General features: G+C 52.0%; 23 protein-coding genes. 5 read left to right on the top strand and 18 right to left on the bottom strand.

Features of this window, described 5'->3' with window-relative positions; all coding sequences use genetic code 11:
• Positions 1 to 104 precede the first annotated feature (104 nt).
• The gene (serA, locus tag BD_RS13230) at positions 105 to 1,310 is read left to right on the top strand and encodes a phosphoglycerate dehydrogenase (protein ID WP_011165273.1); all 1,206 of its coding nucleotides are present in this window, start codon (positions 105 to 107) and stop codon (positions 1,308 to 1,310) included.
• On the opposite strand, the gene BD_RS13225 is transcribed toward serA, so the two are convergent.
• From BD_RS13225 to BD_RS13205, 5 genes are all read right to left on the bottom strand, one after another.
• Positions 1,307 to 4,033: a fibronectin type III domain-containing protein gene (locus BD_RS13225; protein ID WP_231839181.1), complete on the bottom strand. Its 2,727-nt coding sequence runs from the start codon at positions 4,031 to 4,033 to the stop codon at positions 1,307 to 1,309. The genes serA and BD_RS13225 overlap by 4 nt on opposite strands.
• 133 nt (positions 4,034 to 4,166) lie before the next feature.
• Positions 4,167 to 5,552 (bottom strand): FAD-binding oxidoreductase, encoded by a 1,386-nt coding sequence (locus BD_RS13220; protein WP_011165271.1) that lies wholly within the window; start codon positions 5,550 to 5,552, stop codon positions 4,167 to 4,169.
• Positions 5,553 to 5,563: 11 nt separating this feature from the next.
• Positions 5,564 to 5,770, bottom strand: a complete 207-nt coding sequence (locus BD_RS13215) for a YgaP family membrane protein (RefSeq protein WP_011165270.1) — start codon at positions 5,768 to 5,770, stop codon at positions 5,564 to 5,566.
• Between the two features lies 1 nt (position 5,771).
• On the bottom strand, positions 5,772 to 6,077 hold the full coding sequence (gene grxD, locus BD_RS13210; protein ID WP_011165269.1) for a Grx4 family monothiol glutaredoxin: 306 nt from the start codon (positions 6,075 to 6,077) through the stop codon (positions 5,772 to 5,774).
• A 14-nt stretch (positions 6,078 to 6,091) separates the two neighbouring features.
• On the bottom strand, positions 6,092 to 6,307 hold the full coding sequence (locus BD_RS13205) for a BolA/IbaG family iron-sulfur metabolism protein (protein ID WP_226987824.1): 216 nt from the start codon (positions 6,305 to 6,307) through the stop codon (positions 6,092 to 6,094).
• Positions 6,308 to 6,454: 147 nt separating this feature from the next.
• Here BD_RS13205 and BD_RS13200 point away from each other — a divergent pair, with 147 nt between their 5' ends.
• Positions 6,455 to 8,392 carry an LTA synthase family protein gene (locus BD_RS13200; RefSeq protein WP_041583763.1) on the top strand — a complete coding sequence of 646 codons (1,938 nt, stop codon included), beginning with the start codon at positions 6,455 to 6,457 and terminating at the stop codon, positions 8,390 to 8,392.
• Between the two features lies 1 nt (position 8,393).
• Here the strand turns inward: BD_RS13200 and BD_RS13195 are convergent, their stop codons facing one another.
• A complete protein-coding gene (locus BD_RS13195; RefSeq protein WP_011165266.1) occupies positions 8,394 to 8,807 on the bottom strand; it encodes a CBS domain-containing protein in 414 nt (137 codons plus the stop codon).
• A 127-nt stretch (positions 8,808 to 8,934) separates the two neighbouring features.
• On the opposite strand from BD_RS13195, the gene BD_RS13190 reads away from it, so the two are divergent.
• The gene (locus BD_RS13190; protein ID WP_038450131.1) at positions 8,935 to 9,543 is read left to right on the top strand and encodes a DUF4337 domain-containing protein; all 609 of its coding nucleotides are present in this window, start codon (positions 8,935 to 8,937) and stop codon (positions 9,541 to 9,543) included.
• Here BD_RS13190 and BD_RS13185 read toward each other — a convergent pair.
• Together BD_RS13185 and BD_RS13180 are read right to left on the bottom strand one after the other, a co-directional pair.
• Entirely contained in the window at positions 9,540 to 10,226 is a 687-nt protein-coding gene (locus tag BD_RS13185) for a PilZ domain-containing protein (RefSeq protein WP_011165263.1), read from the bottom strand. The genes BD_RS13190 and BD_RS13185 overlap by 4 nt on opposite strands.
• A 1-nt stretch (position 10,227) precedes the next feature.
• Positions 10,228 to 11,370 carry a cyclic nucleotide-binding domain-containing protein gene (locus BD_RS13180; protein WP_011165262.1) on the bottom strand — a complete coding sequence of 381 codons (1,143 nt, stop codon included), beginning with the start codon at positions 11,368 to 11,370 and terminating at the stop codon, positions 10,228 to 10,230.
• Between the two features lie 110 nt (positions 11,371 to 11,480).
• Here BD_RS13180 and BD_RS13175 point away from each other — a divergent pair, with 110 nt between their 5' ends.
• Positions 11,481 to 11,819 carry an HNH endonuclease gene (locus tag BD_RS13175; protein WP_041583607.1) on the top strand — a complete coding sequence of 113 codons (339 nt, stop codon included), beginning with the start codon at positions 11,481 to 11,483 and terminating at the stop codon, positions 11,817 to 11,819.
• 9 nt (positions 11,820 to 11,828) lie between these two features.
• Here the strand turns inward: BD_RS13175 and BD_RS13170 are convergent, their stop codons facing one another.
• From BD_RS13170 to BD_RS18275, 7 genes are all read right to left on the bottom strand, one after another.
• A complete protein-coding gene (locus BD_RS13170) occupies positions 11,829 to 12,575 on the bottom strand; it encodes a substrate-binding periplasmic protein (protein ID WP_231839180.1) in 747 nt (248 codons plus the stop codon).
• Positions 12,576 to 12,621: 46 nt separating this feature from the next.
• Positions 12,622 to 13,275 carry a hypothetical protein gene (locus BD_RS13165; RefSeq protein WP_041583606.1) on the bottom strand — a complete coding sequence of 218 codons (654 nt, stop codon included), beginning with the start codon at positions 13,273 to 13,275 and terminating at the stop codon, positions 12,622 to 12,624.
• Between the two features lie 102 nt (positions 13,276 to 13,377).
• The gene (locus BD_RS13160) at positions 13,378 to 18,291 is read right to left on the bottom strand and encodes an NHL repeat-containing protein (protein ID WP_011165258.1); all 4,914 of its coding nucleotides are present in this window, start codon (positions 18,289 to 18,291) and stop codon (positions 13,378 to 13,380) included.
• A gap of 75 nt (positions 18,292 to 18,366) precedes the next feature.
• Positions 18,367 to 19,590, bottom strand: coding sequence for a hypothetical protein (locus BD_RS13155; protein WP_011165257.1), 1,224 nt, complete (start codon positions 19,588 to 19,590; stop codon positions 18,367 to 18,369).
• Complete coding sequence (locus BD_RS13150; protein WP_011165256.1) at positions 19,587 to 20,024, bottom strand: pentapeptide repeat-containing protein; 438 nt, start codon at positions 20,022 to 20,024, stop codon at positions 19,587 to 19,589. The genes BD_RS13155 and BD_RS13150 overlap by 4 nt, the downstream gene beginning before the upstream one ends.
• A complete protein-coding gene (locus BD_RS13145) occupies positions 20,025 to 21,905 on the bottom strand; it encodes an autotransporter outer membrane beta-barrel domain-containing protein (protein WP_011165255.1) in 1,881 nt (626 codons plus the stop codon).
• 139 nt (positions 21,906 to 22,044) lie between these two features.
• Positions 22,045 to 22,659 (bottom strand): hypothetical protein, encoded by a 615-nt coding sequence (locus tag BD_RS18275; protein ID WP_011165254.1) that lies wholly within the window; start codon positions 22,657 to 22,659, stop codon positions 22,045 to 22,047.
• A gap of 125 nt (positions 22,660 to 22,784) precedes the next feature.
• Between BD_RS18275 and BD_RS13135 the strand changes: the two genes are divergently transcribed.
• A complete protein-coding gene (locus tag BD_RS13135) occupies positions 22,785 to 23,417 on the top strand; it encodes a hypothetical protein (RefSeq protein WP_011165253.1) in 633 nt (210 codons plus the stop codon).
• Here BD_RS13135 and BD_RS13130 read toward each other — a convergent pair.
• From BD_RS13130 to BD_RS13120, 3 genes are read right to left on the bottom strand one after another with little or no spacing between them, the layout of a single operon-like run.
• Positions 23,407 to 24,678 carry an outer membrane protein assembly factor BamB family protein gene (locus BD_RS13130; protein ID WP_011165252.1) on the bottom strand — a complete coding sequence of 424 codons (1,272 nt, stop codon included), beginning with the start codon at positions 24,676 to 24,678 and terminating at the stop codon, positions 23,407 to 23,409. The genes BD_RS13135 and BD_RS13130 overlap by 11 nt on opposite strands.
• The gene (locus BD_RS13125; RefSeq protein WP_011165251.1) at positions 24,675 to 25,826 is read right to left on the bottom strand and encodes a hypothetical protein; all 1,152 of its coding nucleotides are present in this window, start codon (positions 25,824 to 25,826) and stop codon (positions 24,675 to 24,677) included. Before BD_RS13125 ends, BD_RS13130 begins: the two co-directional genes overlap by 4 nt.
• Positions 25,823 to 26,377 (bottom strand): pentapeptide repeat-containing protein, encoded by a 555-nt coding sequence (locus tag BD_RS13120; protein ID WP_011165250.1) that lies wholly within the window; start codon positions 26,375 to 26,377, stop codon positions 25,823 to 25,825. Before BD_RS13120 ends, BD_RS13125 begins: the two co-directional genes overlap by 4 nt.
• Between the last annotated feature and the right edge of the window lie 114 nt (positions 26,378 to 26,491).

Raw genomic sequence — 26,491 nt, 5'->3', positions numbered from 1 at the left:
TTAGCATACCCCACGGCCCTTAATTAGCCATCATTAGCACGCCTCGTCACCGTGAATAGTGACGAAGGACGGGAACAGAGTTACCATTTTCTAGTGGAGGCCCTATGAGCGCTCAAAGAATCTTGTTGGTTGAAAACATTCACACCGTTGCGAAGGAAAGGCTGGAGGAAGAAGGCTACAAAGTCGATCTTATCACACATGCTCCTTCCGAGGACGAACTGCTGAAAATTCTTCCGAACTATGATGTGCTGGGGATCCGTTCTAAAACGGAAGTCACCAAAAAAGTTCTGGATTCCAACAAGCATCTGGTCACCATTGGCTGCTTCTGTATTGGAACAAATCAAGTGGACCTTCTGACCGCGCGCGAGCGGGGTATTCCGGTGTTCAATGCTCCTCATTCTAACACTCGTTCCGTGGCGGAACTGGTCATTGCGGAAATGATTTCATTGTCCCGTCAACTGGGCGACCGAAACACCCAAGCTCATTTGGGCGAGTGGGTGAAGTCTGCCGTGGGTTCGAAAGAAGTCCGTGGCAAAACATTGGGGATCGTGGGTTATGGTCACATCGGAAGTCAGGTCAGCATTCTGGCTGAATCCATGGGCTTGAAAGTGCTGTTCTATGATGTGCTGAAGAAACTTCCACTGGGGAATGCCATGGTACAGAACTCGCTGGAAGATCTTTTGCGCAGTTCAGACTTTGTGACATTGCACGTGCCTGAAACTCCGGAAACCAAAGACATGATTGGCGCCCGTGAACTGTCGATGATGAAAAAAGGCAGCTTCCTGATCAACGCCAGCCGTGGCACCGTGGTGGTGATTGACGATCTGGTGAAGTCCCTTCAGGAAAAACATCTGGCGGGTTGTGCGATCGACGTGTTTCCGGAAGAGCCGGCATCGAACAAAGAAAAATTCAAATCCCCATTGCAGGGAATTCCCAACGTGATTCTGACTCCGCACATCGCGGGCAGCACGGAAGAAGCCCAGTATGCCATCGGCCTTGAAGTGGCGGAAAGCTTCCGTCGTTATCTGAAAATCGGTTCTTCGCCGGGGGCGGTGAATTTCCCGAATGTGGATCTGCCCGTGAAGCAAGGGACATCCCGTATTTTGAACGTGCACCGCAATGAGCCGGGTGTCTTGGGTGAAATCAACGGCTTGATTTCCAAAGCCGGTGCGAATATCGAAGGTCAGTATCTGTCGACGGATGAAAAGATCGGTTATCTGGTCATGGACTTGCATTCAAGTCAGGCGCACACACTGGCGGCGGATATCGAGAAACTTTCCCGTTCCATCCGCACACGCGTGGTTTACTAGTTCTGAGTCGTCAGTGCTTTGACTTCTGAAGTGGAAAGCTCCTGATCAAAAATCAGGAGTTCTCTTATGTAGCCTTTGATTGGCAAATTCGTCCCCGACGTTCCGCCTGAGAAAAGATAGGCATCCGTATTTGTGGAAGGCTCGTAACCCGATAGAGTTCCTGTTGAGGTCGTTGGGGTTGCTGTTGTTGCCGTGGAAGTGATCAGATTTCTTTTCGCCGACCCACCAGTATTCAGTATCATCGCCTGGCCAGGCGAGCTTGTGCTCAAGGCAGGGCCGTTGGTGGTTTCTAGTGTGGAGGAGTTCAGTGCCGAAGTGACTGTCCAGGCACCTCCGGCCGTGCGACCAATTTCAAACCCTTCCAGCCCCAGGGCCTCTTTTTTTCCAAATGACAAAAGTGAAGCTGCAGTCGCCTGGGTGGTAAAGGTAAAATGTGTATAAACCGTCATCGCAGTTGGCGTCGGAAAATCAGGAACAATCATGGAATCATCAACACCGTCGGCTGTGATGCGCAGGATTCCGCCGGACAGGGTGACAACGGGCTGGCGATTTGGATCGGTCTGGTAGGCGTGTTTTCCCTGAGAACCCTGGTCGTACCATGTCACCAAACGCCCGGTCGTGCCAGCAAAGGTTGTTAAATACGGGTCGACCATTCCATGCGAATCAAAATAGATGTCAGTGGTGTTATTGTCGGAGATGCGACGAACCGTCAGTGCCGGGCCAGAATAGTTGCCACGTTTTCTCCAGGAGTAGATTCGGCTCGGAGTCGGCAGGGCCTGCATGCTGATGTTCAGAGTGCGGGTCGCTTGGCCGTCAGTGGCATTCAGCAGGATACCGGATTGTCCATAGATTCCGGGGCTGGATGCAATTGAAACAGAGCAGTTCAATCCTGAGCCACCCATGGAGATATTTCCGTTGGGTATGACTCCGGTGTTTGAGCTGGTCGCAGAGGTGCCACTGCAGTCAATGGTATCTTCAGGATCCGGGTCCGCAATGGTGAATTTTCTGGTGTAGGTGTCACCAAAAGTAACGGCATTAAAGGCTGTGTTTACTGCCAATGCCGGGCCTTGTATCGTGATGTTCGGCTGCGTGCTGACAGGAGTGGCTGACTGGCTTGCAGAGGCGGTCGTCCCATAGGCATTTACGGCTTCAGCGCGGAAATAGTAAAGGGTGCCGTTGGTCAGGTTTTCGACAATGTACGGTGAGGTGGCAGAGGTGGAAGCCACAGTTGTGGGTGGATTCGTGGTGCCATATTTAACCGTGAATGAGTTTGAGCCACTTCCGCCAGTCCAGGTGAGTGTGATCTTTTTGTTGCCAATACTGCCACCTGTAATCGAAGAAAGTGTAACGGCCGCCGGCGCGGCAAGACTGCAGGCGATGTTGCTGGTGGCAGGGCCCGTGCCCACTGAATTGATCGCTTCGATAGTGTAGTTGTAAGTCCCGCCGGAGAGGCCTTCTTCCGAGCAGGTTCTGGTTGATATGTTTTCACAAATAACAACATTCACACTTGGATTCACAATGCGGCGAACGGTGTAGGTGATGGGTGGGGCACCGCTGGCCGGGGGCATCCAGTTCAAGGTGCATTTGCCAACCTCGGGAACTGTCACCGTCGGAGTCAGTGGCACTGTCGGAGGAATGTTCGGAGTGGCGCTGAGTGTGTTGGTGGAAATTTTTGATCCCTGCGCATTGGTCGCCGTCACCGAGAAGTGATAAGGAACCATGTTCGTCAGGCCAGTCACCGTGTACGGCGAAGTGGCGGCCGCCGAAGCGACAGTGGAAATATCACCGGCACTGGTGCCGTAACGAACGGTGTAAGCAGTGGCAAGATTGCTGGCTTCCCAGGTCAGTGCCACGGTTCCATTGCCCGGAGAAGCCGTCAGCATCTGAAAAGATCCCGGCAGGCCCACAGCACACGACACGGCGCTGGATTTGGTCCCGGTGCCAGAGGTGTTGGTGGCCTCCACTGTGTATTCGTAAGTGCCAGCAGCAATGGTTTCTTCGCAAGTCAGAAGGGGTGTGTCGGTACAAACTGCAACGTCAGTGGTGGGGCTGGTGATGCGACGGACGGTGTACAGGAAGGGAGCCGTTCCAGTTGTCGGTGCTCCCCAAGTAAGGGTGCATTTGCTGGAGTCTGCCGTCGCCGTCAGGTTCAGAGGGGCGGACGGCGGAGGGCTGGGTGTGGCGCTCAGGGTGTTCGTGGATGTGGCTGTGCCGGCGGCATTTTTCGCGGTGACCGAGAAGTGGTAGGTCGTGCCGTTGGTCAGGGCAGTGATGGTCTTTGCCGTGGTCAGCGAGGTTCCGGCCGAGGTGGTGATGTTGCCGGCGCTGGTGCCGTACATCACGGTGTAGGACGAAGCTTCCGGGCTGGCGTCCCAGGTCAGCGTCACTTCGGTGTTTCCTGGAATCACAGTCTGCAACTCAAAGGCGCCGGGCGCACCCATGTACGGATAACTTTTTTCAGAAGTGGAATCCACCGTGCCGATGTCATTGCTGGCCGTGACGCGGAAATAGTAAGTCGTGCCCGGCACAAGTCCGCTTTCAATCACGACCGGGGATTTGCTGGCTTTGATGGAGTTTGTGTAAGTGCCAGCAGCAGTTCCGTATTTTAATTCGTAAGAAGAGGCGCCCTTGGAGGTGCTCCAGGAAACTAGCAACTGTGAATCAAAACGCTGAATGGTCGCAAGATTGAATGCGCCCGGAGCTTCCGTTGAAGGTTGATTCAACGGATCTTCCTCACCTAACGGTTTGGTACACGAAACGCACAACAAAAATAGAAGAAGTATAAACTTACGCACAGCCCTTTCAGTCTATCAGTGCAGACGGGAAAGAGCCATGGGTGCAGGTCCTAGGGTGGGTCTAGATAACTTTGCCCGGATTGATGATGTTGTCCGGGTCGAAGACTTTCTTAATCCCGCGCATAAGCTGGATTTCAGCTTCCGAGCGAGTGTAATTCAGGAAGGTCTTTTTGGTCAGGCCCACACCGTGTTCAGCCGAGATGGATCCTTTGTACTTTTTAACCGCATCAAAGACCATCACGTCGACCTTGCGGCATTCCTTGACGAATTCTTCCTTGGTCATGCCCTCGGGGCGCAGGATATTGATGTGCAGATTCCCGTCGCCAATGTGGCCGAACCAGACCACTTCCCAGTTCGGATAAGCTTTGGACAGGACCTGGTCCAGGTCTTCCATGAATGGCGGCACTTTGGAAATCGCCACCGCGATGTCGTTTTTGTACGGGGAATATTTCGCCAAAGATTCAGAGATGTCCTCGCGGTATCTCCAGAAGGTCTTGGCTTGAACTTCGGACTGGGAAATCACGCCGTCCAGAACCCAGCCTTCTTCCAGGCACTTTTCAAACACACCCAAAGCATGTTCCTGGTCCTGTTCATTGCGGGTTTCAACTTCCGCCAGAACATAGAACGGGCACTCGGTCGCCAGCGGAGCCGACAAACCCGTGCTGTCCAAAACCTTGCGCAAAGCTTTGTCCGAGAACATCTCAAACGCCACCAGCGGAGTTTTCGTTTTGAATTCCGCAAAGATCTTCATCACAGCATCCAGGCCGGTCACACCCATCACCAAAACATTCATTGGCGGGGGATTGGCAGCAAGCTTGATGGTCGCTTCGGTGATAAAGCCCAAAGTTCCTTCAGAGCCGATGAACAGGTGGCGCAGATCATAGCCGGTGGCATTTTTCACCAGGCCGTTGTTCAGCTCCAGGACGTCCCCGGTGCCGGTCACCACCGTCAGTCCGACAACCCAGTCACGAGTCAGGCCGTAACGAACGACTTTGATGCCGCCGGCGTTGGTCGCGATGTTGCCACCCATCTGGGAAGATCCGCGGGCTGCAAAATCCACCGGATAGAAAAGCTGTTTGGAATGCGCAAACTGTTGCAAAGCTTCAGTCACGACACCCGGTTCAATCACCACGGTTTGATCCACGGAATTGAACTCTTTGATTTTGTTCATTTGATCAAAAGACACGACCACTTCGCCGTTGGTGGCGACTGCGGCGCCGGAAAGACCTGTGCGGCCTCCGGAAGGGATCAGAGCAATTTTGTTTTGACGGGCCCATTGGACCAGCGCAACCACATCAGCGGTGGAGTGAGGGAAAACAATGGCGCTGGCTTTGATGTCGAAATAGGTTGTCCAGTCCCGGCCCCAGTATTTCAGACTCTCTTCGTCGGTTTTGATTTGGTCTTTCTTCAAGATGCTTTCAAGGTCGCGGAGAGCTGTGGTGGACATGTGCTACAATCCTATTCTTCGTTGATCGGGCGGTGATAATCTTTCAGAGTTCTGATTCTAAAGAAAGCATAGACGGGACACAAGCCCCAAGCGGCCGTGATCAGACCATAGACCCCAATGTACGCCCAGAAAGGACCGCCTGCCACAGCGTAAGCGGTCAAACCCACGCCGAACAGAAATCTTAGAATGCGGTCCCACAGGGCGACATTGCATCTCATACTACTTCAGAAGTTCCTGAAGTTCGCCGGACTGGTACATTTCCATCATGATGTCGCTGCCGCCAACCAACTGGTGGTTGATGTAAAGCTGTGGAATTGTCGGCCAGTTGCCGTACTCTTTGATGCCCTGACGGATTTCGTCGTCATCAAGTACGTTCACATCGTGGAACTGAACGCCCATATCCTGAAGGATTGCGCATGCACGAGCAGAGAATCCGCACATAGGGAACTGTTGAGTCCCTTTCATGAACAATACGATTTTGTTACCTTTAACAATCTGATCAATTCTTTCGTGAGTCGTTGCCATTTTTACGGTCCTTTTTATGATTTAATCTTAGTCTTGATTGAAAGGGCATGAACCTCTCCGGTCTTCAATTCTGGACCAAAGCAAGCCATGACGTTCTGGTGCTGCTGAATGCGGGTCATGCCGGCAAATACAGTGCTTTCCACGAACACTTCCCAGTGATCCTGAGTTCCGGTCAGATCGAAAACTTCGATCGTGGATTGAGGATAATGCTTCTCTAAACGTTCTTTCATTTGTTCTGCTGTCATAGAAGGGGAAACTAGCAGAGGGGCCCTTCTCTGTCCAGCCTTCGCCTTGGCAGGCCGAAAAGGCGGACCTGCCAGCCGAAGCTTTGGTGTAGGAGGATTGAATGACGCGCTAAGCCAGTGTACTATGGCTTCATGTTTGGACCGTCCTATCGCCTGATTAAGATATTCTCTCTGGTATTGCTGACTGTGCTCTTCTATTTCTTCGCAAGGGCCGAGTTCCTTATTTGGAATTGGAGTTTATTCAAAAACAAACCCGTTCAGGACATTTTGTGGTCCTTTATTGTGGGTCTGCGCTTTGATGTGGCAGCCATTCTGACCTTGAGTGCTCCTTTGATTTTGCTGGCTTTTGTGCCGTGGCCACGGGCCTGGAACGGGATTTGGGCCACGAAGACCTGGGTGATTTTCAGTTTATTGCAGGTGCCGTTTTTGATTCTGAACTTGGGGGATACTGAGTTCATCAATTTTGTGGGTCGTCGTTTCACTTTTGACAGCTTGTTTGTGGTCAATGAGATCCCCGGCAAAGTCTGGAACTTCGTCAGCAGCTACTGGCTGCTGTTTTTGGTGAACTCATTGATTGTGCTGTTGTTTGTTCTTCTGGTGCGCAAAGTGACGCTGTCAGGTTTTGAAAAACTGCAGTGGAGTGCGAACGGCGGAAAAGAAAAAGCCAAGCTGTGGCTGGCCCATGGCTTCCTTTGCTTCGTGGCGCTGGCAATTTCTGTGATCGGTATCCGTGGCGGGCTTCAGGCCAAACCCGTCAGCTTTGTGAATGCCAATGTCTTTACCGCGCCGCTGTTGAACAATCTGGTGCTGAATTCCACTTTCACTTTTATCAAAAGCTACGGCGCCAAGGGCCTTAGCAAAGACAAGTATTTCGACGACAAACACGAAATGCTGTCTTTGCTGAATGGTTCTTTGCGTGGTTCCCTGATGGAAGGCCGCCGCCCGAAAGCCCCCCAGAATGTGGTGATCATCATTCTGGAAAGCTTCGGTGAAGAATACATCGGACCGGTGAACGGAAAGTCCTACACTCCGTTTTTGGATTCTTTAAAAGCCAAATCACTCAGCTTTGAAAACGCCTATGCCAATGGCCGCCGCTCTATCGAAGGGGTCGGGGCGATCATGGGTGGCATCCCGGCGTTGATGAACGAGCCGTTCATTTCCTCGCATTTTACCTCGAACTATTTCCTGGGCCTGGGCACACTGCTGGCACCAGCCAAATATTCCACCAGCTTTTTCCATGGCGGGCACAATGGAACCATGTACTTTGATTCCTTCATGCAAAGTGCCGGGGTGGAAAAGTATTTCGGTGCGCGCGAATACGGCAATGTTGCCGATGATGACGGTGTCTGGGGCATTTGGGATGAACCGTTTCTGCAATGGATGCTGACCCAGGTCGATCAGCTGCCGCAGCCGTTTATGACTTCGGTGTTCACGCTGAGCTCGCATCAGCCGTACAAGATTCCGCCACAGTATAAGGAGCGCTTCAAGGAAGGCCCGATTGAGATCCTGAAAACGGTTGAATACACCGATTTTGCCCTGGAAAAATTCTTTACCGAGGCCGAGAAAAAACCGTGGTTCAAAAACACGCTGTTCATTGTGACAGCGGACCACGCCTCCATGCACTACCGTCCCGAATTTGAAAACGAACAGGGGAGCTATCGCATTCCACTGTTCCTGTATCACCCGGGCTTTAAGTTCCCGCAAGTGGACACGAAGATGGTCGTGCAGCAGATCGATATTCTGCCGACGGTGTTGGATTTCCTGGGAATTTCAGACAAGGATCAGAACTACCTGGGAAGTTCCATTTTCGTCCCGGGTGACAAGACGGCCGTGAACTTCATCGACGGCCGCTATCTGCTGTTTGCAAAAGACTATTTCCTGCGCTGGACGCCCGGGCAGGGCCCCCCGCAAATGTTTGCCATGGCTGACCGCGCGACCGAGCACGAGATCCCGGCGGAGCAGCCCGGGACTTCACCACGCCGGCATGCGCTGGAAAAAAAGCTTAAAGCCACCATCCAGTACTTCAACGAAGGCATGTGGGACAATAAGCTTTATTATCCTTCAAAATAGTCTAATGGGAAACATGGGACAGGATTTCGTGGGACAGGCTCTGGTCCCGCGCCTTGCTGGCGATGTCCCCCAGGCTGAGCATTCCCACCAGTCTTTTTTTATCGTTGATCACCGGCATGCGACGGATCTTCTGGGATGCCATCATTTCGCCGACATCCAGCAGGTTGTCCTCCTCAAAGCAATATTCAATTCCCTTGCTCATGCATTCGCTGACTTTGGTGACGTTCGGATCCAACCCTTTGGCGACCACGCGCAGGGTGATATCGCGGTCGGTGATCATGCCTATCATCCGGTCGTTTTCCTCGATGGGCAGGCAGCCGTAATCCCCCCGAGCCATCATTTCGGCGGCTTCGCGCACCGTGCGGTCCCGGTTGATATATTCTGCGCGTTCATGCATGACGTCTTTTACTTTCATGGGAAACTCCTTTTTGGTTGAGTCCCTATGATATTTCTTTTGCCGAAAAGGCAGCGGTGTATTTTGTCATTTCAAGGGGCAAGAAAAAGTTGACTGACACAGAGAGGATGCTTTTAAATCTTTCGTCATGTCAGACGATAATTCTTCTAATTTTGAAATTCGTTGTGGTGTTGTGATCGCTGTTTTTGCCGCGGTCATGGCGGTGAGTGATCTGGTTGCGGGCAAGTACGGGGATGATGAGATTATCGGAACCAATGAAAAAGCCGCAGCTTACATGTGGTACCAGTCGAAAAGTGTGAAAGAAACGCTGGTCGAAGGGGAAAAGTCCCTGCTGGAAAGCCTGAAACAGGCCGGAGCTTTGAAGCCGGGAACTGAAAAGGCCATCGACAATCATCTGGTCACTTTGCAGAAACGCATTCTGCGCTATAAAAAAGAAAAAAATGAAATCCTTCGCGGGTCTCAGACCGTGGGGCAGGACAACTGGGTTCAGGACATCAATGGCGAGCTGGGCAAAATTATCGGCGCCCAGGAAATGGAATCCCATCTGGCGACGCTGTCGGTTGCCGGGGACCGCTTTGATATGTCCAGTTTGTTCTTCCAGTTGTGCCTGGTGCTGGGGGCGATGAGCTTGATCCTGAAAAAAGAAAGCCTGCAAAACGTGTTTTTTGCAGGCATGTGTATCTTGGGAATGGTCGGCACGGGGATTTCCCTGTGGGCCTATCTGGGTGTGGCTTAACCCGTACGACGGAAATAGATATCGCGTTGCAAGTCGGTGAGGGAGGCCACAATCTTACCCTCGCTGGCATTGGCCATGTGGTTGAACTCCACGCCTAAAACCAGGGTCTCGTCATTTTTGACACGGATGTTTTTAATCAGCCCCTGAACGACGATCGGGTCGCGGTCGCCCAGGAAGATTTCGGCTTCCACAAGATCTTCAAGGTGCAGATCAGCTTCGGTCTGAGGGATTTCCACAGCGCAGCCTTCGGTGGAAAGATCCAGCAGACGGCAGGTGTGTGAACACACGGACTGATTCAGGTAAGTCACCACAAACTCAGCGGAATAGTCCGACGGAATCACATAGCGATAGTTTTTTCTTTTTTGAAGATGGAACAGATTCAGGACCGTCAGGGTGACATTGTTGTCGTTGATCACCGGATGGGTTTCAAACAGGTATTTTTCACCTTTGATTGAAAAGCTGGCGGTGAACCTGGCGGAATCCTCTGTGTTCATGGCTGTGGATTCCGGGGGGTGACATTTGATCTGCAGTTTGTCGTTCACGCCCATGGTGCGAAGGGTGATGCTGCGATCGAATTTGTCCCTCAGGACAATCGACTCATTGCTGTTCACCAGACGCTGCAGCAGGTTCTGTTTTTCAGCTTCATTATGAATGGCTTTGAAAACGATCAGAGATTCACTCATTTTACGCCGCCGCTGTCATCTTATGTCCACACTCGTGGCAGAACTTGGCTCCGGCCTGAACCTCGACACTGCACGCAGGGCAGGACGGACCACTGGATTTTTTCTTCGGCTTTTCTTCTTTTTCGTCCATGTCGACGAAGCCTTTTTCGTTCCATTTTTCAATCTCGCGCAGCATCTTCCAGCTTTGCAGGATCGAGCGGAACTCTTTGACTTCAAATTGCAGGACCACGCCTGAACCGGCGTTTTTGCGTTTCATGAAGACACCTTTGCCTTCCAGACGGGCAAAGTGGTCGTTGTTCAGGTTGATGCCGATTTCCTCTTTGCAGAATTCGCTGAACTTGGCGAAATCAACACCGACGATACCAAAACGGTCCGGCTGTTCATTTTCGGACAGCTTCAGGATCGCGCCCAGCATCTGCATGCACAGTTCATCGACCTTCAAAAGGTCGGATCTTCCGCCTTTGAAATAGTAGTACTGATAGAATTCAAAGAAGCTTTCGACCAGGCCCAGATCCAGGAAGTGAACCTTCTGGATTTCCTCCGGTCCATCCGGATTTGTCGGGTCTTTGCCCATTTCATACAACGCCAGCTTCAGCTTCACCAGAATGTTGATAGCCTGCTCGATGCGTTTCGGGGAATCCCCCATCACGCGCTGGCAGTATTGCTTCATCATGTTCCAGTCCACAATCACGCGACCGGCCTGGGATCTGTCACCTTTGTGATTGGCGGTGTGGAAGACCGCGCCGTACACCTTGGCGACCTGATCTTCAGGGCAAGGGGACGAATCTTTTTCCATTTTACTGGAACGAACATCATTCATCGCCAGACGAAGGCGGTCTGCTAGGGACTTGATGATCACCTTCAGCATCTGTGGGGCGCCTTCGTATTGTTGCTTCAGGGTTTCAACCGGAATTTCCAGCACCTTGGTTTCAGTGGTCGCAACCGCAGACGTGGGGTGAGTGGCTTGCCCCAGAATCACCTGATCACCAAGAATGTGAGAAGAACCCAACTGGAAAAGGTCGATGGTCTTTTTCCCGCGGATCAAACATTGATTCGCACCACCGGATTGGATCAGATAAACGGCCGTAATTTTATCGCCGTCTTTATAGATCACTTCGCCTTTTTTAAAGGTTTTTACAGACATAAAATCCCACTCCTTAAAGAAATCACATGCTTATATCGGTTGAAAGGGCCCTAAAATTGAGTTCGGGCGGGGGCTTGCGAGGTCCAGTTTCATACGTTATAAAGAGGCGGATGGATTACTTCTTTTCGGCCGCTCCTCCGGAGCATCAAAAACGTGAAAAAGCCAAGGCCCGGGAGCTTCGCCAAAGCCAATGGTGGAAGCAGGAACTGGGCAAAGGTCTGTGCTATCACTGCGGTAAGCGTTTCAAACCGGCCGATCTCACAATGGATCACCTGATTCCGATTGCCCGCGGCGGCAAATCCAACAAGAACAACTGCGTTCCATCCTGCAAGGACTGCAATAGCAAGAAGGGCTATAAGACCCGCGCGGAAATGGCGCTGGAGGAACTAAAAAACTCTTCTGCTCCGGTCCCCTCTGAGGACCAAAATGAACAAGACGACCAAGAATAGAAATGCCTATTAAGGCGTTTTTTCCTTTTCAATCTGACGAAGATAGTCTTCGATGTGCTTCTTGAATTCGTCCGAACCCTCATTGATCAGCTTGATAATTTTTGCCGAGTTTTTGGTTTTTTTAAGGGCCACCCCATAGCGTTCAATGACGATGGGTTTGGAGTTGATCTGCAGCTTGTTTCGATACTTTTTCAGCTTCGGGTCGGTGGCCAGCAAATAACGAAAAACAAACGCATCTGAAAATATATAGTCCACTCTTTTGGTCGCCAGTTTCAGAATGTTGTTGTTCTGGGTGGTGGTCGTTTCAATTTTCAGTTTGCCCTGATCGGCCAGCTCTTTGACTCCGGGGCGAAGTTCGACTCCTTGCACATTTCCGGCCACGTATTTGCTCAAGTCCTGCACTTTGTTCCATTCAATGGGATGGTCTTTTCGCTCGGCCAAGACCCAGGGGCTTTCAAGATTGTATTCTGAAAACTCGAAGAGATCGGCGTTTTCAATGGCGCGATAGGGGGCATAACCATCGATCAACGGGTCGGTCTGCGCCTTCATTTTTGCCCGGACCCAAGAGGGGGCAAAGACCACATTCAGCTCATAGCCGCCTTTCTTTAGTACCTTGGCAAGAGCGAAGAAAATAGCCCCCTTGTCGGGCAGGGCTTCGGCCATATAAGGGGGAGCCTCATGAGTGATGAGGGTGATGGTAGTTTTGCTGGTCGCATGAGATGTGTTCGCAGACAGGAACAGCGCTAAAATAAGCATCCTCATTATAACCGCCATGGGAATTCCTCCGGAAGTATTTTATATATTATGGAAGTCGGCTTGTTACCACTGCCAGAATATAGGAATCCGCCTTGGTGTTGGAAAACAAGGGACTGAGCCACAGAATTTGCGTAATGATTTCGTTTCTTTCCAATGAAGTGGTTGCGCGGATGGTGTGTTCCGGGGCGGTCGCCTTTAAAGTGCGCATCGGACTTTGCGAATAGAAAAGTCCGATGTCTGACTCGAGTTTTTCCTGATCCTCCGGAGAGCGCTGGTACAGATGATACCATTTGCGGCAATAAAGGTCTTCAAGTGAATAGCTGCATACTTCAAAGAATTTCAGACTGCGGAAGATCTGAGTTTGCGCCTGCGTGTAGATTTCAATCAGGTGATGGGGCTGAATTTGTTCCAGAATAAACGGATCCACGCTGACGCCCAGACGATGGATGGCTTTTTCCGTGAACAATCGGGTGTCCTTCAAACTGCCGTTCTGGGATTTCACGTCGGTGCAGACTTGAAAGTAAATCAGGATGTCTCGTAGAACCTGCTCTTGCTCTTCAGCGGTGAGGAGATTGAAGTAAGGCAGGGTGGCGTGCCCATAAGGGCGCACCAAAAGTCCTTCTTCTTCGATAAGTGCACTGATGTTCTCGCTCAGAATTTTAAAACGTGCATGACGACTGAGCCCGGATGAAGACTGCATATAAAAGAGTTTAGGCACAACTCTTTGGTTTTGCCAAGTTACAGACAGTATTTAGATTGCTAACGGTGTGCTGGATAAGTTTATTTAAGTCGAAGTTGCATCTTATTTAGCCAATCGCACATTGTAATGGTCACCGCTGGAGATGTACATTCCCTCTGGAGTGAAGTGCGGCTGGATGGGTTTTAAGAGCAGAGCATCAGGCATAGGACCGTCGCGATGGCCTGTAAAGTCAGGATTCCCCATCCACAGAGTGACTTCGTTGGTGGCAGGATTCAGGCGGCGAACTGTGCTGCTGCCTCGTTCAGTGAAATACACATATTTCCCGTCATTGGTAAGTCCCGTGCCAGCGAATGTGCGCACTCCGGCTCCGGTGCCATTGGCATAGCCCTGAATACCATCTGTGCCCGCAATGGTGGTGACTGTCGCGTTATACGGATCAGTGATATCGATCTTTCTTAAAGTTCCTGAATCGTTGCTAGTGACATACAGATAGTTGCCAAGTGCCGTCAAAGCGTAAGGATCGTTCAGTCGTCCCGTTGTTTTGTCGCCATCGTCAGCACCGCTGGTATTTGCCGTCCCCATCACTGTGAAAACTTCATTTGTCGTCAGGTTCATGGCTCGCACCAAAGACGCTGTTCTTTCCGCGAAATACAAATAGTTCCCTTGTACCGCAATTCCATAGGGTTGATTCAATCTCGCGACTGTCAAAGCATCCCCGTCAACGCTGCCGGACTCACCCAGGGTGCCGGCCAGAGTGGAAACAACTCCCGAGGTCAGGTCAATTTTGCGCAGGATGTTCAGTTCATAGTCGGAAACGATCAGACTGCCATTGTAGTGAGTGATGTAATGAGACGAGTGGAAGCGAGCACTCAAGCGAGGGCCATCAATGCTGCCGGGGGTGCCGGGTTTTCCGGCAAACAGACTGACGACGCCATTGATGTCGACCTTATAAACTGCAGAGTCGTAGAAGCTCACAACATAAAGATCGTCGCCCACTTTCACCTGATTGGTGCCGCGGGCATAGGCGATATTGCGAGCATAGGATCCGTCATTGTCCGCCTTATAGTTGTCACGAATCAGGCCATAGCCGACCATCTGTTCAATCTCTTCATTGACCAGGCTGATACGCAGAAGGGTGTTTAAGTTGATCTGCGTGACATACGCTGAAGTTCCAATAATAACGACGTCATAGAAGCCGCTTTTGTTCACATACGTCCACATGCGCCCGGCCGGGGTTGAAGTGGCAAAGTCTTTGTTGATAACTGAAGTCACCGTTCCCGAGTCCAGATCCATCATTCTGAGGCGGCCCGTGTTTTCTGCCAGATACAGAGTGTTGCCGACAACATCCATCCCGACCAGAGAATCAAAGCGGGACGCAGTACCCACGCCATCGCTGCCGCCTGTCAGGGTCAGACTGCCGGCAATGGTGGTCACGTTTCCGGCCAGAGTGACTTTGCGAACGGCGCGGGTGTCGTTGACGTAAACGCCTTCATGAGCTCCACCCGTGATGCAGCCAATTCCGATGGGTTCTGTGAATTGTGCGGCGGCCCCAGCACCATCCTGATATCCAACGGTACCGCCCGCAATGGAAGCCGTCGCAGGATTTGTAACCGGATCATTGATGTCGATCACGTCCAATCGGCGAACCCGAGCGTTGTCGTTGTCCACCAGATAAATTGAATTTCCGATGGCACACAGGTCCGTCGGGCCGTTGAATCTGGAGATGTCTCCTTGGGAAGCCGCTTCGATAAAGCCATGCACATTCGGTGTTCCTGCCACAGTGCGAGTCACGCCTGCATTGGTGGTGAAGCGAATGGTCGCGGCAGAGCGATCAATGCTGTAAATTCCACCCGGGACTTTGTAAACGCCCCAAGGCTGTGAAAAGCGCGATGTGCCCAAGGGTCCGTCGGTGATGCCGCCCAGGCTGCTGTTACCGGCAATTGTCGTGACGGTTTGATTTGCCAGGTGCACCAGTCGGAGGGAATTGGCAGAGGACAGATAGACATTGGTGCCATCCGAAGTTATGAATCGGGGACTGGATATTTTTGGCATGCCTCCGGCTGTTCTGAAGTCTGTGACTTCAGCTGGAATGCCGAACCACGTGGTCAGATCATAGGTGTCCACATTCAGTTTCATGATCTGACTGCCAAGGGTGCTTGAAATATACAATTCGTTGCCTTCCATATAGAGCATGGAAGGCACAAACAACTTGTTGTTGCCCAAAGCTCCGGCTTGATTTCCGGCCAGGCCCGGTTGGCCGGCAACAATGGCCGAGGATCCGATGAAGCTTTGAGGATTGGCGGGGTCATAAGGAATCTCAATCACGACCTGGGAATACTGATCCGACACAAACAGACTGTTGCGTGCGCCATTGTTGTAGGCTTTGACTCCGTAAGGAGATCGAATGGAGGTTTGTGACGGCGTGCCCAGTTGCAGAACGTCGGCGCCGATCATGGGACCTGCTGCAAATGCCTTCATTTCATACGGGGCGGTCAGGGAGATATAGCTGAGAGTGCCATTGGTGTTGCCTGCAATCCAAAGGTTTCCCGAGTTGTCGATATCAATACCGATATTTCGGATACGGTTGGTTCCCAGATTTCCCAGGGTGTAACCGCCAGTTCCGCACCAGCCCGCGATAACTGAAACGGTGTCGTTCATGTCAAACCGACGAATACAGCTGTTGACGGTGTCAGAAATGTACAAGGCACCGTTGTGGTATTTGATGTCACCCGGACTGCTGAAGCGAGAGGTGGCTTTTGTTTGGTCTTCGTTGGCGGCAGGGCGGCCCGCAGTTCCACAGGCACCCAGCAAAACCTCCACGGTTTTTACCATGGGGCTTGGATTGTAGCGCAGAATGCAGTGGCGCGTATGATCAGAGAAATAAACATAGGTGCCATCTGTGGCAATACCGACAGCATGTCCGATGGAAACCTCACGGCCCGGACCAGCGCTTGCCGTAGTGTAACCCGAACCCACCAGAGTGCTGACTATGGGCATTGCCGGAACCGTTGTGTCGATACTGCGAATATAATAACGATCTGCCAGAATCAAATTTGAACCCAGGCGGGTCAAGGCGTAAGGGGCATCCAGTCTGGCAATTCCCGGCAGACCATCCGCCGCATTGCCATTGACCGGTTCCTGTCCAATTACTGTCACAACTTCAGTCAGGACCTGGAACGGGTTGGATGTTGTTGTTGTGACATTGCCTTGGACGTCTGTCACTGTGACACGCATTTTGGCATGTCTTTGTGATCCGGAAGTAAAGGTGTAGTTGTAGCTGTTGGTCGGCGCCGTCAAAGACTGAACCTCGGTGGCTGAATCCGCATCATCCACGAAATAGACTTTCCACGAAGCGACCTCTGAATCCAAAGCAAGGCTGCTGAAGTCAAAAGCCACAGCGTCGCCGGATTTACGGTACATAGGATCAATAAAGCTCAGGTCATAATTCTTTGCCGCCAATTGATTGCGTGTAAAGGCGCGGCTGACCGCTGTGGAATTTCCAGCGTGATCGCTTTGTGTGGCCGTGATGGATTTTGCCCCAAAACCTGAATTGAAGACAACAGCCACGCTCCAGTTGCCCGCCGTACAAGCGGTGTTCACCGGGGCTCCGACGATGTCTCCAGTCAATGTCACGACAGCGCCGTCCCCCGAGGCGCTTCCGCAGGCGCCGGAAGCCGTGATTCCATTGATGCCATTGCTGCCGTCAGCCGGGCTGGCCCAGGTCAGGGCCGGAGATCCATTGTCGATGGTGAAGGCCTGGCTGAAGACGTCAGTGATACGGCCGACTTTGTCTGTCGCCCGGGCTGCGAACACCAGGGTCGATGTGTTCAAATCTGCTGGAACAACGACATTCATGGTGCCACTGGAAGGGTGGCTGGCAATACTATTCACCATGATCCAGTTGGTGCCGTCGACGGTGTAAGCGATAACAACCGGATTGGGGCCCAGATTGGCGTCTGTGGCCAGCCAGTCAAACACCAGAACTTCACCGCCTTTGTGGGCTTGAGTGTGATCCGGAGTGATATTCAAAGTTATGACAGGATTCAGACTGTCAATCAGGTGTGACACAGGCGAAACATCTTCGGTCACGTTGCCCAAAGAGTCTTTGCCGATGATCTTAAGACGCAGTTGATTTGAATTCAGAGCCCCGGTTGTCCAGGAATACGGACTGGTGTTCAGCTGATCCACTGCAATGGCAGTCCAGTCGGTGCCGCCGTTAAGTGAATAATAGAAGGACACCGGGTTGGCTGCGGGATGGGCGTCGCTGTAGTTCCAGGAAATATCCTGTGTGCTGCCACCGTTGATGTTTTGGGCAGAAAGAAAACTTGTCAGCTCCACATCCGGCGGAGTGCGATCGCGGGTTTTTGTGAACGAGGTCACCGTGGTGTTGACGTTTCCGACATCATCCGCAAACCAAAGATGCAGCGGATAAGCACGATCACTGTCCATGGCTGTGGCCAGGGCCGAATTCACCGTTGAACAAGGCACCCAGGTTTGATCCCATGCCGGAACGGTGGCGCTTTCTGTGATTTTCACGAACTTCGCATCACTGCAGTCCGCCAGTGTGAAATGCGCCATGGTTTCGCGCGACAGTGCCGGAGTTTCGTCGGTGATGGCTGGAATGACCGGAGGTGTGGAGTCAATCGCCAGACCACTTTCGGTCTCCAGCGTCTTCCCGCTGGAGTCTGTCAGGATCACACGCAAAGAGGCCAACGGATAGTCGCCCGCCGGGACCGCCCAGGAATATTCGGTGACACCAGAAGGCAGTTCCGTCAGCAGACTCCAGGTCGTGCCGTCGAGAGTGTAGAAAATCTTTGCCGAGTTGTACTGAGGATTGCCGCCGATGTTCAGACGTACGGGGTGCGTTTCGCCCCCTTTGACTTTGGGGTTGAACTCCAGCGCCACGGAAGAGGCCGTGAGGTTTTCCAGCTGGGCCGTCAGATTACAGCCGGTCAGCAGGAATAGAATTCCCGCAGCCAAGGCCTTATATGCTGTAAAGGTACGTCCAGGTAGCATGTTTTCTTATCGGAGTTTTAACAGTGAAGGTAAACGAATTCTTCTGAAACAGGAGCGGGTCTTGCATAAGACGTCTCATTTTGAGCCGCTGACAGAGAAATCCTTTTGCAGTTTCATAATCCAGGCATTGGGGAAGAAATTGGAGTAGGTCAGTCTTTTTTTGCAGATGTCCGTGGCCGAAACCAGCGGCTGCCATTCGCTGTCGCCCTGATAGCGCACGGGCAGGGTGAAGTCGGCTTGAACAATCGTCGTGTCTTTCGCGGCCCATTGGCATATCTGTTCCGACAAACGCATGTAAACCAGCGGGTCGCACGCGGTGCGGGTCATGAGCCAAGGGGGCATGAGTGGGACAGTGTCTTTGCTTTGATCTTTTTTCCACAGGGTCACATGGGGTTCGCACTGGACACGGCCATCATACATGATCAGCGCATACATGCGTCCTTCGCCAGTCAAGGCGGCGTCGCCGGGCAGATAGTATTGGGGCAGTTGCAGGGCCACAAATATCACGGTGAGACTTACCGCCACCGGGGACTGAAATACTTTTCTGAAAGCCTGACGCACACTCCAGTCCGCAATCAGGGGCCGGGTGATCAAAAGAATTCCCAGAAGCAGCAGCATCACCGACGGATAAAAGAACCGGGTGAGGTGCCAGGAATACAGATGAAACACCACCAACTGGACAAAGACGAAATAAAACCACCGGTCTTTTTTCGCAAACAATAAAAAAATCAGTCCCAGTTCCAGCACCAGAACATACCACACTCCCACTTGCGTGAGCCACGTCGGGAACAGGCGTTCATTGATAGCAGCACCACTGAGCCACTGGGTGTCCAGCTTAAGAATGCCGGCTGAAAAATAGAGAACAAAGAAAGTCATTGGCAGCGCCAGAGCGCGATGTGGAATCAACAGAAAGGCCAGCGTCACCATCGTTGGAATGTAGTGATAGTTCCCGGTCAGGCGATAGTCCTGCAGGATAAAACCTATTTTCATCGCCAGTAAGATCCAAATCAGACTGATGGCCAGCGCCGGTTTCTTTTTCAGGGCCCAAAGAGTTCCCGATATCACAGCGAGGCCTGCATACAGCCCCAGCAGTATTTGCAGTGTCACAGGTCCGGGTTTGAAAACTTCACACTGTGAAAACAGCGGCCAACACACTGATGGAGTGGAGGGGGAAAGAATCCATAGAATCGGCCGCTCGGTCAGCCAGAAAAAAACCGTCAGCAGATGCTCCAGGCTGAGGTTCAGGCCCACCAGCCACAGTTGCGGCGTCTTTTCAAGTTCCAGGCGCAGGGACTTCACGGCTGCTCCCGCATGCCCAGGGCCCTGGCTGTTGAAAATGAAAATGGCAGACGCGTTGATTGGTTGTACAGGGCGCCGTCAAGTTTGCTTCCGTACAACAGTGCTGCAGAAAGATCGGTGTTTTGCAGATTGGCTCCGCGCAGATCTGCAAAACTCAGATTGGATTTGGAAAGATTTTTACCTGACAGATTCTGATCGCGCAAAACGACGAAGGGGGCAAACAGGTTTTCCTGCAATATGATTTCAGAAGCGGGAAACTGCGGTTGCGTTCCTGACGCCAGAACCGGAAACGAGGGATTGAAGATCTGATCCTGGGAGGGGAAGACAAGGTGGCGATTTTTAGGCAGGGGAAAAAGTTCCGGGCCCCGGGGCAGAAAATATCCGCCCGCCAGAACCGCTATCAAAATTAAATAGTAAGTTGCCAGTGCCTTCACTTAGAATCCGTCGCCATCACCATCGCAACTGCTCGGCACAGACACGGTCCCCAGGGACAGCGTGCTGCCGTTGAAACACTGATAGATACCGACGGAACTGCACGTTCCTCCGGAGAAATAGACCCGGCCGTGCGGAGTGCCCCCGCAAGCGGCCCCGGCCGCGACGGCAACGTTGCTGACAGACGTGATGCGCCCTTGAGAGTCGACATAGAAGGAAGGCACCGCCGTGGAGCCACCATACCAGCCCGCGGCAACACCGGTGTTGGTCAGACCCAACGAAACACTTCCGGAACCACCACCTCCGGTCAGGCCCGTGCTGGGCCAAACACCTGTGATAGTACCACCGGAGTTGTTATCGGCTTGCGGAGTCCACTGGGATCCATTCCATTTTAACACCTGACCTGCTCCGGGACCTACGTTCGCGACAGAACGACCTTGCAGGGCCTGAACGACGGTGGACGCTTGTCCGCCAGTGACGTCACCACTTAGAGAACCATAGAAGCCCGCAGCGTTGCCAGGAATGTTTCCGGTGACCTTACTGCCAGACACCGAGTTGATCTTGGCATCCGTCACATTGCCATCCGCAATTTTTGCTGTGGTGACGGCAGAGTTTGCCATGTCGGCGGTGGCAATGGAGCCATCGGCGATTTTGGCGCTGTTGATGGCAGCGTCAGCAATATCAGATGTGACAATAGTGCCGTCTTCAATCTTGGCACTGGTGATAGCCGCGTCTGCCACATCCGATGTCACAATCGTGCCATCGGCGATCTTTGCGCTGGTGATGGCCGCATCCGCCATATCCGCAGTCACGATGCTGCCATCGAGAATTTTTGCGGAGGTGATTGCAGAGTCCACGATTTTAGAGGTGCTGATGGCGCCGTTGGCGATCTTATTAAATGTGATGGCACCATCGGCAATTTTGGAATTGGTGATCGACATGTTCATCAGTTTGTCTGAAGTGATGGCTTCATCGGCAATTTTATCAGTGGTCACGGCATTGTTGGTGATCTGAGCCGCAGTCACTGCATTGGGTGCGAGATCTGCCGTGCCGATGGAACCGTCCTCGATATTAGAGGAGCCCACGGCTGTGTTGCCCGTTACGATCGGCTGCCACTGGCCACCGACAGAGACTTGCACGGTCTGGGTGTTTTCATCATAGCGCATAAGACCGTCCCGCGCCGGAGGAGCGGCTGAACCATCGGAATTTGGAATGCCAATGGAGCCCACGCTTGGGGCGTTGGCCGCAGGATTCAGCAAAGCCAACAAACCGTCAAAGTTCGCGGGCAGGAACAAAGTGTCGGCCTTTTCCTGAGTCACGTTGGCGCTCTTTTGGATAAAGTCAGCGGCTTTTTTGCCGTTCAAGGCCACGGCATTTTCAGACTCCAGTGCGAATGGCACCGAACGCATCTGGAAATCCGGGGATAGGGTGATGGTGTCAGATCCGACTGTGAAGGTCACACGCACCTTGCGCGCGTCCCCTGGCTGTGGAACATAGGCCGTGTATCCGGCAGCACAAGAGCTGAGGCCGTTGATTGCCGCCGAGTTCTTCAGAATCTGATGGATCGCCAACAAAGGACCGGTGTTCACGACCGTGGCGCCGTTTTCACCGGCCCCCAGAGTGAAATTGATGATCCCTTTGCTGTTACTCATATTCACTGTGCGGTTTTCCTCAAACAGCACGCAGGCTTCGGGCCCCGGAGAAAGAACTTTGATATTAAATGAGACATGCGAATCTTCCAGTGGAAGTCCGTTGGGCTGAATGATGCGGCCTTGGACGGTCAACCCCTGGGGCACTTCTGTCAAAGAGACGCTGGCATAGGCAGAGACACTGAAGCTGCACAGAACTGTGGCCGTGAGTTTAGTGAGTGTTGAAAAATCCATACCTTATGTCCTTCCGAAACGTTCAATACAAGGTTGAATAGTCGCTCAATACCTTATTTATCGGGTTATTTCAGAGAGGACATTAGTCCAGAGTAAAAAGTATTACCCATTTATACTGATTTTATATCAAAGCGAGACACTACTGGCGCGAAGACTGTTCTATATTGTTTTTGCAGCTGGCAGACAGGTCATCCATGTGTTGTTTCAGGCAGACAAAGTAGCTGGCTTCTTTTGTGCAAAAACGTTTGATATCGGTCCCGCACGCCTGATGGAAGCGGTCCCGAACCGCAGCCAACTGATTAAAGCAAGCCCGGGACAGCTGGTCTTTCTTGCTGCGCAGGCAGGCCAGGGGATGTTCTGCGAGAAAGCGGTTGGCCGTGCAGTGTTCTTTGTATTCATCATGACAAGCTGGAGTGTCTTTCATGAGTGTGCTGATGACTTTGTCAGTGGAAAGTGGCTTTTGTTCTGCCGGGCCGGATTTGAAAGCCGCAGGTTTCATGAAAGCCTCAAGGCTGGGAGAGCTTTCTTGTTTTGCCACTTGTGGTGCCACGGAAGGTTTCGCAGGAGGCGGTGCTGGTTGTTGCGATGCCTTCGGCAAAGACGGTGTCTGTTGCTGAGGGAGCTCCGTGGAAACCGCCGCTGGAACAACATGGGAATCTGTTTTGGTTTGAGTCAAACGCAGAGTCAACACCACCGAAATAACGGAGATGGCGACAGTCCCGGCAATAATAAAGATGACGTTCCGAATGCTCATAGACCTTTGATATTTCGGATGTTTCAAAAGAATTCTTGAATTGGCGCTGAAATCTGAAAGCAGTGTAATATACAGAAAGTCCGGAATCCTGCCGATATAATAGACAGATCCATCGGAGGCAGGGAATGTTTCGGAACCTTTCGATATGTCTTTTTCCGCTGATGCTGCTGCTGACGGGCTGTTCGATTGAAGCCAGTCTGCAGGATTTAGCCGGTTTGCGCGGGCCCAAGTTGCCCCCGGGAATTGATATTACCAACAAACAGCCTATTGCAGGTGTCGTGACGGATCCTGCGATTTGTGATTTTGCCAAATCAGAAATCTTAGTGGGCCCGTCAGGAAAAGCCGACGGCGTCACGGAACTTCAATTTGCCATTCAATTAATGAACTCGGACAACACCGTGGTGCAAGGCTACGTGCCACAATTTACTGTGATCAAAGGGCTGGGTACGGTCCCGGTGGTTTGCACCGCCAGCGACGAATATGGGTTCTCAGTTTGCAGTATTCGTTCGTCCGAGCCGGGCATTAAAACTCTGCAGGTCACAAATCTTGCTGACTATCAGGGACAAAAAGATCTGCTGTTTGATGCGATTGTGAAAGAAGCCACTCGCATAGTCAGTTCCGGTGGCGAAGTCACCGTGGCCACGCATCCCAGTGGTTGGCAGATGACGGGTTCAGTGGGTTCGCAGTACGGAGATATAATGGTTCAAAAAAATGGCTACAAGCTGCGTTTGGGAGCCGCCGGAATCGCTATTGAGTAAAGACCAGCAGGCCGTCCTTGCCCGTGGTGGCCAGGAACAGATGATTTTTATAAAACACCGGTGCCCCCGAAAAATCCCCCTGCAGCGGCAAAGACTGCAGCAGGCGCGCGGACTTCAGATCATAAATACAGACTTTTTTATTTTCACAAAGCAGCACCACCACTTCCTGATGGGCATAGGAAATAATCAACGGGCTTGATTGCGCCCGGGTCGTGCGCTCCAGAATTGGTTTTTCCCATTGAATTTTCCCGTCACTGGTTGCCACCACAAAATTCTTTTTGTATCCCGTGACCGCCAGCAAAGATCCGTCAGCACTCAACGAAGGGCAGCTCATGCTGCCACCTTCATCCAAAGCGGTTTTCCAGATCAAGGCACCCGTACCGGCTTTCACCGCATAAAAATTCCCGTCCCAGGAACTGAAGTACGCACGGTCCCCGTGGATCAAAGCGGCACATTTGATGTCACTGGCAGTGGCAAAGGACCATTTTTTCTGTCCATTTTTAAGGTCATATCCCTGCATTTCACCGGTGTTGGAACCCATCAGTATCTGACCTTGAGGCAGATTCAATGATGGCGACGAATGTGGGTGATTGCCGATCAAAGGCGAAGTCCAAAGCCACCGTCCGTCGCGGGCGGAAATGGCCAGCAAAAAACCGTCAGGCTTAGCTAATTCCACGCCGGTGTACAAGATGCCGTTGTTCATCAGCGGCGAGGCTCCGATGGTGACCCCCGTCTTGGTGATCCAGCGCAAAGCGCCGGTGTCTTTATTCAGGCTGTACAGATAACCCGCATAATCCCCGGCATAAATGCTGTCCTGATCTGTGAGTGGGGTGGAATGAAAGCCCCGCGAACTGACCCCGGAATAAAACTGCCAGCGCAAGTTTCCATTCCAGTCATAGGCCCGCAAGTACCCAGTGTCATCAGCGGCAAAGAATCCTGAATCATCCACGGCCGGAGAACTTTTGCTGGCCCGGTGAATGCCGTTGTTCAGTTGCGGAACCTGCCATTTTAACTGGAAGGGTTTGAATTGCTCCAGGGACGAGCGGGCATGTCCCGTGCGAGGGGCGTTGCCACGATACGTGGAAAGGGCGGAACGATCGTCCCTTGCACTGAGCTCATAGGTCAGGGTGGCGCCCTGAACCGGCGTTCCCAGTTCCTGAAAACTCAGATCTTTTTCCAGCAGGGGTAAGGTTTTTAATTCCGCCCGGATCAGTAGTGTGAGGATCAGAACGGAATAGATTCCAATCAGAAGTGATTTCATAGCACCTCTGCCCATAAAAGTTCACTGCGGGACTTTTTGCAGGCATCGCGAACGATCAAACGCGTTTGCAGGGCGCTTTCTGTTGTGCGACGGGACTGCAGCCAGAAGTCAAAATTTTCCTTTGAGTCACGGCAAAGGGATTCAATCTGCGAAAGAAAAACCAGCGGATCACATTGTGTGCGCGTCGACGGGGCTTTGACAAATGGATCATAGGTTGCTTGCGCGCGGTCCTGGTGGCGAATCAACAGGGTTTCACACTCCATGCGGGCATCGAGCATATTCAATGACATCAGACGGGGAGCCCCCGAGGCTGCGCTGTCCTTCACCAGCAGCAGTGGCAGCACCTGCAAAAGTGCCAGCACGACGGTGAACACCAGCGTGGATTTTTTATTCAGCAGGGAGCGATCCCACAGGGCCTGCCAGGGTTCTTTGTTCAGGGGAATCAATACAAAGATCGAAAGCAGCAGGAACATGGTCAGGGGGTAGAAGTACCCGACAATGTGCCATGAGAAAGCATGGAACAACACAAACTGCACGAAAATGAGGTTGCGAATCCAGGCGCGTTGGCTGAAAAGTCCCAGCACCAGAATGCATTCCAGAATGACGGCATAAATCAAACTGGCGTGCTGCAGGGTCGGAGGCAGAAAGCTCGGGGTGATCAGGGCCACACCGGAAAGCCATTCCGGATCCAGTTTCAAAATGCCAGCGCCCCAATAAAAGACCCCGATAAAGAACGGAATCAGCGTGGTTTTAAAAGGCAAAAACAGGAACGCCACCTGAACAAAGAAGCTCATGTAGTGATAGTTTCCCATCAACCCATAGGACAAGCTGGTGAAATAGAGCTTCACTGCCAGCAGTCCTGCCAGCAGGAAGTACGCGGGTTTGACTTTCTTGATGAAGAATAAAACAGCGGTGATCAGTCCCACAGCTGCATAAATTTGCAGAAAGTTCGCTGCGGATGCGGTGGTGGCAAAGCGCAAATCCTGGCAGTAAGGCATCAGGGGCCAGCACAAGGTGGCGGATCGTTCACCTGAAGTCACCACCAGATCCAGAGAGCGGTCCATCCAGAAGTACGCCGACAAGACATGAGTCAGCGCCAGCAATGCGCCATAGATCTGCAAGGCCCGTGATTGCAGGATTTCTTTCATGGCTGCTCCTTTACGGGAATTTTCCATTTTATGAGCATTGCCGGGTGCACGGTTTTCGCCGTCTTGGAATCGACACTGCAGTTTTCAAAGCGGGTGCTGACAAAATCAACGCGGCTCAGATTTGAATCCACGAAGTGGGTGTTCTTAAAAGATCCCGCCAGAAAGTGCGCCCCATCCAAATTGGAATTTTTGAAAGTGGTGTTGATGAATGTGCAAAGAGTGCATTTAAAGCCGCTCAGGTCAGAGTTTTCAAACACCAGATCGCTGAACTCGGACTTGGATGCTTGTGTGCCGCTCAGTCGGGTGTTTAGAAAGCGGGAGTTGGTCAGAGCGATCTGCATCCAGGTGTTCTGGGCCAAAGAGCTGTCCAAAAAGGTGGTGTTGATCACTTGAGAATAGGCCAGAGGTTTTTCGTTGTACTCGAGCTTGATCATTTTTTGACCGCTCCAAGGAGACGCGCTCAAAGAAGCTGCCAGAGCCATTTTGGAATAAAGCAGAGCAATGAAAAGACATCCAGAAAAAAACCGATTTCTCATTGTGAGATAGATCATGGCACTTTTTTAATATCAAAACAATCCAGTTTTACCAGAAAATTCCGATAATATTAATGATGATAATTGTACGTCTTAGTTTATCAATCATCCTTCTTTTGTCACTTGCGGCGT

Source organism: Bdellovibrio bacteriovorus HD100 (genome assembly GCF_000196175.1).
Classification (GTDB): Bacteria; Bdellovibrionota; Bdellovibrionia; order Bdellovibrionales; family Bdellovibrionaceae; genus Bdellovibrio; species Bdellovibrio bacteriovorus.
The sequence above is the reverse complement of the archived record's forward strand: the minus strand, read 5'-3'. Positions and strand labels throughout refer to the sequence as shown.

Coding starts and splice junctions, on each gene's coding strand:
- serA (WP_011165273.1), top strand. CDS start 105: ATGAGCGCTCAAAGAATCTTGTTGGTTGAAAACATTCACACCGTTGCG.
- BD_RS13220 (WP_011165271.1), bottom strand. CDS start 5,552: ATGTCCACCACAGCTCTCCGCGACCTTGAAAGCATCTTGAAGAAAGAC.
- BD_RS13215 (WP_011165270.1), bottom strand. CDS start 5,770: ATGAGATGCAATGTCGCCCTGTGGGACCGCATTCTAAGATTTCTGTTC.
- grxD (WP_011165269.1), bottom strand. CDS start 6,077: ATGGCAACGACTCACGAAAGAATTGATCAGATTGTTAAAGGTAACAAA.
- BD_RS13205 (WP_226987824.1), bottom strand. CDS start 6,307: ATGAAAGAACGTTTAGAGAAGCATTATCCTCAATCCACGATCGAAGTT.
- BD_RS13200 (WP_041583763.1), top strand. CDS start 6,455: ATGTTTGGACCGTCCTATCGCCTGATTAAGATATTCTCTCTGGTATTG.
- BD_RS13195 (WP_011165266.1), bottom strand. CDS start 8,807: ATGAAAGTAAAAGACGTCATGCATGAACGCGCAGAATATATCAACCGG.
- BD_RS13190 (WP_038450131.1), top strand. CDS start 8,935: ATGTCAGACGATAATTCTTCTAATTTTGAAATTCGTTGTGGTGTTGTG.
- BD_RS13185 (WP_011165263.1), bottom strand. CDS start 10,226: ATGAGTGAATCTCTGATCGTTTTCAAAGCCATTCATAATGAAGCTGAA.
- BD_RS13180 (WP_011165262.1), bottom strand. CDS start 11,370: ATGTCTGTAAAAACCTTTAAAAAAGGCGAAGTGATCTATAAAGACGGC.
- BD_RS13175 (WP_041583607.1), top strand. CDS start 11,481: ATGGATTACTTCTTTTCGGCCGCTCCTCCGGAGCATCAAAAACGTGAA.
- BD_RS13170 (WP_231839180.1), bottom strand. CDS start 12,575: ATGCTTATTTTAGCGCTGTTCCTGTCTGCGAACACATCTCATGCGACC.
- BD_RS13165 (WP_041583606.1), bottom strand. CDS start 13,275: ATGCAGTCTTCATCCGGGCTCAGTCGTCATGCACGTTTTAAAATTCTG.
- BD_RS13160 (WP_011165258.1), bottom strand. CDS start 18,291: ATGCTACCTGGACGTACCTTTACAGCATATAAGGCCTTGGCTGCGGGA.
- BD_RS13145 (WP_011165255.1), bottom strand. CDS start 21,905: ATGGATTTTTCAACACTCACTAAACTCACGGCCACAGTTCTGTGCAGC.
- BD_RS18275 (WP_011165254.1), bottom strand. CDS start 22,659: ATGAGCATTCGGAACGTCATCTTTATTATTGCCGGGACTGTCGCCATC.
- BD_RS13135 (WP_011165253.1), top strand. CDS start 22,785: ATGTTTCGGAACCTTTCGATATGTCTTTTTCCGCTGATGCTGCTGCTG.
- BD_RS13130 (WP_011165252.1), bottom strand. CDS start 24,678: ATGAAATCACTTCTGATTGGAATCTATTCCGTTCTGATCCTCACACTA.
- BD_RS13125 (WP_011165251.1), bottom strand. CDS start 25,826: ATGAAAGAAATCCTGCAATCACGGGCCTTGCAGATCTATGGCGCATTG.
- BD_RS13120 (WP_011165250.1), bottom strand. CDS start 26,377: ATGATCTATCTCACAATGAGAAATCGGTTTTTTTCTGGATGTCTTTTC.